This window comes from Aquificaceae bacterium (assembly GCA_037722135.1).
In the GTDB taxonomy this organism is placed as follows: domain Bacteria; phylum Aquificota; class Aquificia; order Aquificales; family Aquificaceae; genus Pampinifervens; species Pampinifervens sericum.
In genome coordinates this window covers 1-9,057 of the sequence record JBBKAW010000002.1, presented here as the reverse complement: position 1 = coordinate 9,057, position 9,057 = coordinate 1, and the positions used below count along the sequence as shown (strand labels likewise).

At 43.2% G+C, this 9,057-nt stretch carries 13 protein-coding genes; 7 read left to right on the top strand and 6 right to left on the bottom strand.

Annotation, left to right across the window (positions count from 1 at the left end; translation table 11 throughout):
- The first annotated feature begins 132 nt into the window (after positions 1 to 132).
- The gene (gene rimI, locus WKI49_00150; protein MEJ7620912.1) at positions 133 to 609 is read left to right on the top strand and encodes a ribosomal protein S18-alanine N-acetyltransferase; all 477 of its coding nucleotides are present in this window, start codon (positions 133 to 135) and stop codon (positions 607 to 609) included.
- On the top strand, positions 569 to 1,093 hold the full coding sequence (gene hpt, locus WKI49_00145; GenBank protein ID MEJ7620911.1) for a hypoxanthine phosphoribosyltransferase: 525 nt from the start codon (positions 569 to 571) through the stop codon (positions 1,091 to 1,093). Before rimI ends, hpt begins: the two co-directional genes overlap by 41 nt.
- 2 nt (positions 1,094 to 1,095) lie before the next feature.
- On the opposite strand, the gene WKI49_00140 is transcribed toward hpt, so the two are convergent.
- The 3 genes from WKI49_00140 to sfsA are packed head-to-tail and all read right to left on the bottom strand — an operon-like array spanning position 1,096 to position 2,680.
- The gene (locus WKI49_00140; protein ID MEJ7620910.1) at positions 1,096 to 1,458 is read right to left on the bottom strand and encodes a hypothetical protein; all 363 of its coding nucleotides are present in this window, start codon (positions 1,456 to 1,458) and stop codon (positions 1,096 to 1,098) included.
- Positions 1,455 to 2,039 (bottom strand): nicotinamidase, encoded by a 585-nt coding sequence (locus WKI49_00135; GenBank protein ID MEJ7620909.1) that lies wholly within the window; start codon positions 2,037 to 2,039, stop codon positions 1,455 to 1,457. The genes WKI49_00140 and WKI49_00135 overlap by 4 nt, the downstream gene beginning before the upstream one ends.
- Entirely contained in the window at positions 2,036 to 2,680 is a 645-nt protein-coding gene (gene sfsA / locus WKI49_00130; protein ID MEJ7620908.1) for a DNA/RNA nuclease SfsA, read from the bottom strand. Before sfsA ends, WKI49_00135 begins: the two co-directional genes overlap by 4 nt.
- Positions 2,681 to 2,829: 149 nt before the next feature.
- Between sfsA and WKI49_00125 the strand changes: the two genes are divergently transcribed.
- The 3 genes from WKI49_00125 to WKI49_00115 are packed head-to-tail and all read left to right on the top strand — an operon-like array spanning position 2,830 to position 5,309.
- Positions 2,830 to 4,068 (top strand): aspartate kinase, encoded by a 1,239-nt coding sequence (locus tag WKI49_00125; protein MEJ7620907.1) that lies wholly within the window; start codon positions 2,830 to 2,832, stop codon positions 4,066 to 4,068.
- The gene (gene rfaE1 / locus WKI49_00120; GenBank protein MEJ7620906.1) at positions 4,058 to 5,002 is read left to right on the top strand and encodes a D-glycero-beta-D-manno-heptose-7-phosphate kinase; all 945 of its coding nucleotides are present in this window, start codon (positions 4,058 to 4,060) and stop codon (positions 5,000 to 5,002) included. Before WKI49_00125 ends, rfaE1 begins: the two co-directional genes overlap by 11 nt.
- Positions 4,980 to 5,309, top strand: a complete 330-nt coding sequence (locus tag WKI49_00115) for a YraN family protein (protein ID MEJ7620905.1) — start codon at positions 4,980 to 4,982, stop codon at positions 5,307 to 5,309. The genes rfaE1 and WKI49_00115 overlap by 23 nt, the downstream gene beginning before the upstream one ends.
- Here the strand turns inward: WKI49_00115 and WKI49_00110 are convergent.
- Positions 5,303 to 6,166, bottom strand: coding sequence for a hypothetical protein (locus tag WKI49_00110; protein MEJ7620904.1), 864 nt, complete (start codon positions 6,164 to 6,166; stop codon positions 5,303 to 5,305). The two genes, WKI49_00115 and WKI49_00110, sit on opposite strands and share 7 nt — an antisense overlap.
- A 31-nt stretch (positions 6,167 to 6,197) precedes the next feature.
- Positions 6,198 to 6,980, bottom strand: coding sequence for a glycosyltransferase family 9 protein (locus WKI49_00105; GenBank protein MEJ7620903.1), 783 nt, complete (start codon positions 6,978 to 6,980; stop codon positions 6,198 to 6,200).
- Between the two features lie 17 nt (positions 6,981 to 6,997).
- Between WKI49_00105 and WKI49_00100 the strand changes: the two genes are divergently transcribed.
- Both WKI49_00100 and mraY read left to right on the top strand, forming a co-directional pair.
- A complete protein-coding gene (locus WKI49_00100; GenBank protein MEJ7620902.1) occupies positions 6,998 to 7,570 on the top strand; it encodes an RNA methyltransferase in 573 nt (190 codons plus the stop codon).
- A 1-nt stretch (position 7,571) separates the two neighbouring features.
- Positions 7,572 to 8,651, top strand: a complete 1,080-nt coding sequence (gene mraY, locus WKI49_00095) for a phospho-N-acetylmuramoyl-pentapeptide-transferase (protein MEJ7620901.1) — start codon at positions 7,572 to 7,574, stop codon at positions 8,649 to 8,651.
- Here the strand turns inward: mraY and WKI49_00090 are convergent.
- Positions 8,643 to 9,020, bottom strand: coding sequence for a DUF192 domain-containing protein (locus tag WKI49_00090; GenBank protein ID MEJ7620900.1), 378 nt, complete (start codon positions 9,018 to 9,020; stop codon positions 8,643 to 8,645). The two genes, mraY and WKI49_00090, sit on opposite strands and share 9 nt — an antisense overlap.
- Between the last annotated feature and the right edge of the window lie 37 nt (positions 9,021 to 9,057).

Below are 9,057 nucleotides of genomic sequence, written 5' to 3'. Positions count from 1 at the left end.
AACTTTTCTCTTATCTCCGCTATCATGAGAATTTAATATAATCTCAATAAAGCCTTTGTGGAGGTAAAAAATGCGGAGGATAAATGTAGCCATAGCAGGTCCTATAACGGAGGGTGCAAAAGAATATCCAAGATGATAAGGGAGATGAAGCCAGAAGATATAGAGGAAGTGCTTAAGATAAGTGAAGAATGTTTTAATTCTGACGCATGGAGCAGGAAAGCCTTTGAGAGGGAGTTTGAGCTTGAACATTCCTATAAGTTTGTGCTTGAAGAGAATGGAGAAATAATAGGCTATGCGGTTGTGTGGAAAATCTTTGAGGATGCCACTCTAATGTCCATAGCTATAAGGAAAGACCGATGGGGCAAAGGCTATGGCAAAAGGCTTATGACTTTTCTTATAGACTACCTTAGGGGAAAAGCGGAGCGTTTTTTGCTGGATGTGAGACGGTCTAACATAAGGGCTATCAGACTTTACCAGTCTTTGGGCTTTAAAATAGTTTCAGAAAGGAAAAGGTATTACTCTGACGGTGAAAACGCCCTTCAAATGGTGCTTGAGTTGGAGGTAAAAGATGAAAATAAAGGGAAGAGCTCTGAGGCTGTTGGTAAGTGAAGAGGAGATAGCCAGCAGGATAAAAGGGCTTGCCAAGGAGATACAAGACTATTTTGGTGAACCCTTTTTGGTGGTGGGTCTTTTGAAGGGTGCTTTTGTCTTTACCGCAGACCTCATTAGGGCTTTTGATATCCCCGTGCAGGTGGACTTTATGTGGGTCTCCAGCTATGGCTCTATGCAGGAAAGCCAAGGTCATGTAAAGGTGGTCAAAGACTTAGACAGAGATATAGAGGGTCTAAGGGTTTTACTCGTGGATGATATATTAGACACGGGCTACACTCTTGCGGAGGTCTACAGGCTTTTGGAACTAAAAGGAGCAAGGGAGATAAAAACCTGTGTTTTGCTTGATAAGAAGGAAAGAAGAAAAGTAAACTTCAACGCAGACTTTGTGGGCTTTGAGGTGCCAAACCTCTTCCTTGTAGGTTATGGGCTTGATTGGGACGAAGAGGGAAGAAACCTAAGAGGCATATATGCGGTAGAGTAGTTTTACTTATACAGGGGAACCACATTGGTATAACACCACGCTGAATATGGAGGGTTTATCTTCGGTGCTAATGCTGTAATAGTTAAGGACTTGGAAGGAGGGTAGTTTCCTATTTTGGTGCAGGTTTTTTCTATTATTCTTCCACCAGCCCCATACTCAACACATATAAGCTGACAGTTATGCCTTGTGCTATTTGTAACCACAAAAGTAGCCCTCTTCCAGTTATCTCCAGATTTGAAAACCACGTCCTCTACCTTCGTTTCCCTTATGTATAAGGGATATTGTTGTGCTTTTTCATAGTCTATGGCAGGAACACAGGAAAGGCCTGTGAGCACTAAAAGTCCCATCTTTTTCCATCTTATCATCGCACTTCCTCATACTCCACACCCACCGCACCCGCACCAAGCATATCTTCTATAGCCCTTTCGGAGTCTCCCTGTTTTACATCCACACCCTTTATACCGTCAAGTAGCAAAAATGCCTCATATCCCAGGTTTATGGCACCAAGCACCGTGTTTTTCACACAATAGTCTGTGGCAACACCACCTACAAAGACCCTCCTTATACCTCTTTCCTTTAAAAGTTGGTCCAGCATTGTTCCCTGAAAGCCAGAATAAGCATCAAAGTCTCTACTCGTTCCCTTTGAGATTATAAAGCGATTGTCTGGAGGTATGTATAGGTCTGGGTGAAACTTTGCACCTTCTGTGTCTTGGACGCAATGTGGGGGCCAAACTCCTCCTTGGTCTTTAAAGGATATATGGTCTGGGGGATGCCAATCCCTCGTAAAAAACACGGGCAAACCTCTTTCAAAAAACAGCCTTATGTATTGGTTAAGTCTTGGGACTATCTTGTCTCCTTCTGGCACTGGCAGGGCACCCCCTGGCATAAAGTCTCTTTGCATATCTACCACAATGAGGGCATCCTTGACAGTCAGCCTTATCCTCATGGCAAAACCTCCACAGGTATCTCCTCTTTTAATTTAATCTCTTCAAGGCTTACTGTGCATTTGTAGGCTCTTATTTCAAGTCCAAGTTGAAAGTAGTCCAATAGTGCCTTAGAAAATTCTGGGTCCACCCTCCAGTTTGGGGAGAAGACTTTTGCGTCTTCTCTTTGGACTACAAAGACCACAAGGGGCTTGTAGCCTTCTCTTGATAGCTCTATGAGCTTTTCTATGTGCTCTTTTCCTCTTTTTGTAGGAGCGTCAGGGAAAAGTGCGGTTTCTCCCTCTACAAGGTTTACCGACTTTACCTCAACGGGTCTTCCCTGCACCAAAAGGTCAAACCTCTTGTTGTCAAAGCGAGGCTCAAAGGACAAGGGCAGGTTTAAATACTCCGCATACAGCTTGGGAGTTATATGAGAATCTATGCATACAAGGTTTTGACCCATCCTTGCGAGCACTATTTCAAAGGGATGTTTTCCACTCTCTCGTTTTGCCACATAAACCTCGTTGCCTTCTAATAAAAGTTCTTTTAGTCTTCCTGTGTTTCTTATATAGGCACTGTGGACCTTATCTTCAAGAGACACAAGACCCACAAACCTGTTAAGCCTTTTTATAAACTTTGCCTTCTTAAGCTCTGGAAACCTCATTTTTAGAAAGGCCCCACCGGGCGGTGGGGCAAAACAATTAGGGGAGGGAGGGGGAGGGAGTTTCTAACTTTCCCTAACTTTTTTATCTTTACAGCTATTATTATACGAAAATTTTTCTCTTTGTCAAGGGGTAGTATAAAATAGTATGGATGAAAGTTTTGGTAGTCAAATTCGGCGGGACTTCTGTAGGAAGTCTTGAAAGGATATACAACTCAGCAAAAAGGGTGGTTGAAAAGTTAAAGGAAGGCTACAAGGTGGTGGTGGTCTCCTCTGCTATGGCAGGAGAGACAGACAGGCTCATAAACCTTGCCAAACAGATAGAACCCTTGCCTTCTGAGCGTGAACTTGATATGTTGATATCCACAGGCGAACAGCAGGCTATAGCCCTCTTTGCCATGACCTTGCAGAAATTAGGCGTCCCTGCGGTAAGCCTTTGTGGTTGGCAAGTGCCGATAATTACCGACAAGATTCACACAAAGGCAAGGATACGAAAAATAGGTGTCCAGAGGCTAAAAAACCTACTTCAAGAAGGCTACACGCCTGTGGTAGCTGGCTTTCAGGGTGTGACGGAAGATTGGGAGATAACCACTCTTGGTAGAGGTGGCTCAGACCTCTCTGCGGTTGCACTTGCCTACGCCCTTGGTGCGGACTGTGAAATATACACGGATGTGGAAGGGGTATTCACTGCAGACCCAAGGATAGTGCCCAATGCCAAAAAGATACCCGTTATATCCTACGAGGAGATGCTTGAGATGGCATCCTTGGGTGCAAAGGTTATGCAGGCAAGGAGCATAGAATTTGCTATGAAGTATGGTGTGAGGATACATGTAAGAAGTTCCTTTACCGACAATGAAGGAACATGGATAGTGCCGGAGGAGGAAGTGATGGAAAAAAGTGTAGTAAGAGCCATAACCCTTGAGAGGAACGAGTCAAGGATAACGGTGGTGCGAGTGCCAGACAAACCAGGCATAGCCTACAGCATCTTTAAAGCCCTTGGTGATGCTCACATTGTGGTGGATATGATAGTGCAGAATGTATCTCATGAAGGTTATACGGATATGTCCTTTACGGTAAACAAGGCAGATGCACCAAAGGCGGAAGAGATAGTCAGAAAGGTTGCCCAAAGCATAGGAGCAAAGGAAGTGGTCAGGGATGACAGAATAGCAAAGGTCTCTGTGGTAGGCATAGGCATGAGGAGTTCATATGGGACCGCTGCAAAGATGTTTGAAGTTCTCTACAAAAATGGTATAAACATAATGGCTATATCTACCTCTGAGATAAAAATATCCTGCCTTATAGAGGACAAATACGGGGAGTTGGCAGTTAGAGAGCTACATCAGGCATTTATAGAAGAAGGCGAAGAAGTAAAGGTGGTCAATGAGCCCTGAAAGGGTTAGAGAGATTCTTGAGAGGTTCAAAAGTTTAAAGATACTTGTGGTGGGGGACGTGATACTTGACCGATATGTCTTCGGAAAGGTGGAAAGGATATCTCCAGAAGCTCCAGTGCCAGTGGTAGAGGTCCAGAGGGAAGAATTTAGGCTGGGTGGTGCGGGAAACGTAGCCAACAACTTGGCAAGCCTTGGCGTAAAAACTTACCTACTTGGGGTGGTGGGACAAGACTACGGAAGGCACATAATAAAAGGACTGCTAAAAGAAGCAGGCATAGAGGACTTGCTTGTGGAAGACCCGCAAAGACCTACCACAGAAAAGGCGCGCATAGTAGCCCTTTCTCAACAACTTTTGAGGATAGATAGCGAAAGCAGGAAAGTCCTGGAGGGCAAACCTCTTGAAGAAATTCTTCAAAGAATGGACTTAAATGTGGATGGCATAGTGGTATCCGATTACGCTAAGGGGGTGGTTTGCAGGGATGTTATGGATAGAGTCAAAGAGAAAGGGGTATTCTTCTCTGTTGACCCAAGACCTCAAAACAAAAGGCTCTACATAGGAGCAAACTTAATGACGCCCAACGAAAAGGAAGCGAGGAGTATGTTTTCTGAGGAAAGCCTTCAAAACCTTGGCTGGGGACTAAAGAGGGAGCTAAGGCTTGAGACCCTTGTGATAACTCTTGGTGCAAGGGGTATGGCTCTATTTGGAAGTGAGTTTAAGGTTTTTCCTGCAAAGGCTAAGCAGGTGTATGACGTTTCTGGTGCGGGTGATACTGTGATTGCGGTGCTTAGTGCTTGTGCCCTTGCAGGTGTGGATTGGGATAGTGCTTGCGAGCTTGCCAATCTCTGTGCTGGTATAGTGGTAGGAAAGCTTGGCACCGCAGTAGTAAAGCCAGAGGAGATACTCCAGAGCCTTGAGGAAGGGTGCAGAGTTTGAAGAGCTTGCGGTAAAATACCTTGAAGGCATAGGCTACAAGGTTATTCACAGAAACTACCACTGCAGGGTTGGTGAAATAGACATTATTGCCCTTGATGGTAATACGGTAGTCTTTGTAGAGGTAAAAGGAGGTAAAACCACAGACTTTGGAGACCCGGCGGAGAGAGTGGATAGAAAAAAGATGGAGAGACTACTTAGATGCATAGAACACTATCTCCATAAATATCCATTGGAAGACTACAGGCTTGATGTGATAGTTATAAGGAATGGAGAAATTGAACATATAAAGGGTGTGGAGCTCTATTGATGCCCTTCTTCTTTACCTCCAGTGTAAGGGACCTCAAGGACTCTAAAGAGAACCTGCCTTACTTCCCTTATATCTGCCTTGAGCTCTCTTACTTCCTGCCTTTGCTCTTCAATCTTGAAGGAAAACTCATTTCTGAGAGACCTTGTTTCCTGCCTCAAGTCCCTTAGCTCTTCCCTTACCTCTTTAAACCTTCTTGCGGTGTCGGTCTTGAATTCGCTAAGTTCTTGTCTTAGAAGTTCAAACTTCTTATCTGCCTCCACTTTTACAAACTTTATCTCTTCTTTTACCTCCTCAAACCTTCTTGCAGTTTCCACCTTATGTTCGTTAAGTTCCTGTCTCAAAAGTTTTATGTCTTCCTTTACTTCCTCAAATCTTCTTGCGGTATCGGTTTTATGCTCATTCAATTCTTGTCTTAGAAGTCTTATGTCTTCTTTTACCTCTTCAAATCTTCTTGCGGTATCAGCTTTGTGGTCATTAAGTTCTTGTCTCAGAAGTCCTATGTCTTCTTTTACCTCCTCAAACCTTCTTGCAGTATCAGTTTTGTGGTCATTAAGTTCTTGTCTTAGAAGTTTTATATCTTCTCTCACTTCTTCAAACCTTCTTGCGGTTTCCAGCTTATGCTCGTTCAGTTCTTGTCTTAAAAGTCTTATGTCCCCTTTTACCTCCTCAAACCTTCTCGCAGTATCTATCTTATAGTCATTTAGCTCCTGTCTTAAGAGTTTTACATCCTCCTTGACCTCTGAAAGTTTTAACGCAAAGTCATCAAGCCTCTTGTCTATGTGCATCATAAGAAAAACGCCCACTCCCACTACTGCACCAATTACAGTTATTATGCCTATAACAAACTCAATAGTCATAGATAAATCATATAGCCTATTTTAGAAGAAGTCAACTCAAAGCACTAAAGACCTTCAAAAACTTAGCAAAAAGTTTTTCTACATGTAAACAGCTCCTTTCTTCGCAAACTTCTGGAAAGCATGGACTACAAGAGAGCTCAAGGCTTATCTGAAAGACCTTTTCTCCTATGGGTTTCCATACCACTGGGTCTGTAGGTCCGTAAAAAACAAAAGTAGGAATTCCACAGTAGCTGGCAAGGTGTGAAAGCCCACTATCAAGTCCTACAAACAGCCTGGCTGTCCTCAAAGCTCTCGCTATCTCAAGTGGTGAATAGCTTTCAAAGTAGTCTTTTACATGGTCTTTTAACCATTGGTCCGCCTCACCCACAAGGTATATGGTCTTATAACCTTCCCTCTTGAGAAAGGCTTCAATCCTTAAAAATAGCTCAAGGGGTGGGTTCTTTTTCCAAGAACCGCTGGAGGGATGCAAGAGCGCATAGCCTTCAAGAGGACTCTTATCTAAAGGTTTTAGGGGGAGGGTTTTTGAAAAGCTTCCTTTCAAAGAGAGACTTTTGAGATAATGCTCCACTATCCAAACTCTCTCCTCTGGAAAGGGCTTTACATTGCCATCAAAAGCTATCAAAATTCTGCCTTCAAACTCGGTTTCTGGCATTTCTGAACTTACCATATCCACCCATCCCACCTCTTTGGCAATGGCAAAATAGTCGGTATTTCCTACCGCCCAGAAATTTCTTCCAGACTTTTTCAGAAGTTCAAGGATAGGGAAAGTTAGGAGTGTATCTCCAAGACCACCACGCCTATACAAAAGCCACATGCTATAATAAAAAACTTATGATAAACCACAATGTGTTTATAGCACTTCTTCACTATCCTGCAATGGACAGAGAGGGTAGGACGATTATCACTTCCTTCACCACCATGGACCTTCATGATATAGCTCGACCCGCAAGAGCATACGAGATAAATACCTACTATATAGTTCAACCTGTGGACGGTCAAAGATACATAATAAAGAAGCAGATTGAATATTGGCTCTCTCAAGAAGGTTTAAGGACTAACCCTACAAGGAATGAGGTGGTAAAGCTGGTAAAGCTGTGTTATACCTTTGACGAAGTCCTTGAAGACCTGCAAGCACAAAGGGGTAGAAGACCTATAATAGTAGGCACGGATGCAAGAACCTATCCTAATACGGTTTCTTATCGCTGGCTTTCGGAGGAAATTCACAAAAGAGAGAAGGATTTTCTTATAGTTTTTGGCACGGGTTATGGCATCCCACCGTCTCTTATGAATACCTTTGATTACATCCTTGAACCCGTATACGGTGCAGGAGATTGGAACCATTTATCGGTGAGAAACGCAGTAGCTATAATACTTGATAGACTTTTGAGTAGAAACAGGTGCTGAGATGCTTTACCATATAGCCTTATATCTAAGAGATTACCTCTTTGCCTTCAATGTGTTTAAATACATAACCTTTCGTTCCTTTTTGGCAGTCTTTATTGCCTTTTCCATTACCCTTATCCTAACACCTATCTTTATGAGAAAAATGAAAGCCATTCAAAGGCTATTCAAGGGCTACATAAGAGAATACACGCCAGAGGGGCATCTTGTAAAAAAATATGTTCCCACTATGGGTGGCATTATCATAGTCCTTTCTGTTCTTTTGACTTCTTTGCTTCTTATGAGGCTTGACCTTATCTATTTTTGGGTTATCGCTTTTTGTATACTGGGTTTTGCTCTAATAGGCTTTTGGGATGACTTTGTTAAGCTAAGGAACAAAAAGGGCATATCCGCCAAGCAAAAATTCTTGGCACAGGTCCTTGTCGCTGGACTGACATCAACCTTTATATACCTGTACAGTGGCGTTGATACAAAGCTATACTTTCCTCTATTCAAAAATCTTCAGATAGACCTTGGGCTCTTATACATTCCCTTTGGTATGCTGGTTATAGTTGCCACTTCTAACGCAGTAAACCTTACAGACGGGCTTGATGGTCTTGCTATAGGTCCTGTGATGACCACCGCCGCAAGTATGGGTATAATAGCCTACGCAGTAGGTCATATGGACATTGCCAACTATCTGAATATTCCCTATGTTCCCTACGCAGGAGACCTTACAGTCTTATGCTTTGCCATATTAGGTGCAGGACTTGGCTTTTTGTGGTTTAATGCCTTTCCAGCTCAGCTTTTTATGGGAGATGTGGGAGCTTTGGCTTTGGGGGCAGGTTTGGGTGCAATAGCCTTGGTTTCCAAGTCCGAGCTTTTACTTCCTATTGCAGGAGGTATTTTTGTCCTTGAGACGCTTTCTGTTATACTTCAGGTTGCCTACTTTAAGCTCACAAAGGGCAAAAGGCTCTTTAAGATGGCTCCTTTTCATCATCATCTTGAGCTCTCTGGAGTTCCTGAGCCAAAGATAGTGGTAAGGATGTGGATTGTGTCTCTCCTTCTGGGTATTCTCGCCCTTGCCACTCTCAAGCTAAGGTGATAGCAATATATTTTTGTAGGTGCAGGTTCTTCCCTTTAGAAGCTCCACCACCGTATCCACAGGCTTTGGAGAAGACACTATGACCGTGCCTGCTTTATCCTCAGGAGGCAGATAGGACTTGCCTACCAGTTTATCCCCGTCAATCCAATAAACATAAAGCTCAAGATAGGTGTTTTTGTTCCAAAAATGCCTTACCGCTTTGTCCTTGTAGAGAAAAACCATCCCGTCATAGCCTACAAGAGACCTTATATGCATGAGCCCTCTTTCATGTTTCTCTGGTGTGTCCGCCACAAGAAGCCTGCATTCGCGCACTTGTCCCTGCGAAAAGGAAACCAAGAGAAACAGAATGACATTGAAAATTATTACCATATGGTTTATATTATATATCCATGCTTAAGGAAGACAA

What these genes read in the sequence shown, in the direction of transcription:
- WKI49_00125 (MEJ7620907.1), top strand. Translation starts at nt 2,830, where the DNA reads ATGAAAGTTTTGGTAGTCAAATTCGGCGGGACTTCTGTAGGAAGTCTT.
- sfsA (MEJ7620908.1), bottom strand. Translation starts at nt 2,680, where the DNA reads ATGAGGTTTCCAGAGCTTAAGAAGGCAAAGTTTATAAAAAGGCTTAAC.
- WKI49_00140 (MEJ7620910.1), bottom strand. Translation starts at nt 1,458, where the DNA reads ATGATAAGATGGAAAAAGATGGGACTTTTAGTGCTCACAGGCCTTTCC.
- rfaE1 (MEJ7620906.1), top strand. Translation starts at nt 4,058, where the DNA reads ATGAGCCCTGAAAGGGTTAGAGAGATTCTTGAGAGGTTCAAAAGTTTA.
- rimI (MEJ7620912.1), top strand. Translation starts at nt 133, where the DNA reads ATGATAAGGGAGATGAAGCCAGAAGATATAGAGGAAGTGCTTAAGATA.
- hpt (MEJ7620911.1), top strand. Translation starts at nt 569, where the DNA reads ATGAAAATAAAGGGAAGAGCTCTGAGGCTGTTGGTAAGTGAAGAGGAG.
- WKI49_00090 (MEJ7620900.1), bottom strand. Translation starts at nt 9,020, where the DNA reads ATGGTAATAATTTTCAATGTCATTCTGTTTCTCTTGGTTTCCTTTTCG.
- mraY (MEJ7620901.1), top strand. Translation starts at nt 7,572, where the DNA reads ATGCTTTACCATATAGCCTTATATCTAAGAGATTACCTCTTTGCCTTC.
- WKI49_00110 (MEJ7620904.1), bottom strand. Translation starts at nt 6,166, where the DNA reads ATGACTATTGAGTTTGTTATAGGCATAATAACTGTAATTGGTGCAGTA.
- WKI49_00100 (MEJ7620902.1), top strand. Translation starts at nt 6,998, where the DNA reads ATGATAAACCACAATGTGTTTATAGCACTTCTTCACTATCCTGCAATG.
- WKI49_00135 (MEJ7620909.1), bottom strand. Translation starts at nt 2,039, where the DNA reads ATGAGGATAAGGCTGACTGTCAAGGATGCCCTCATTGTGGTAGATATG.
- WKI49_00105 (MEJ7620903.1), bottom strand. Translation starts at nt 6,980, where the DNA reads ATGTGGCTTTTGTATAGGCGTGGTGGTCTTGGAGATACACTCCTAACT.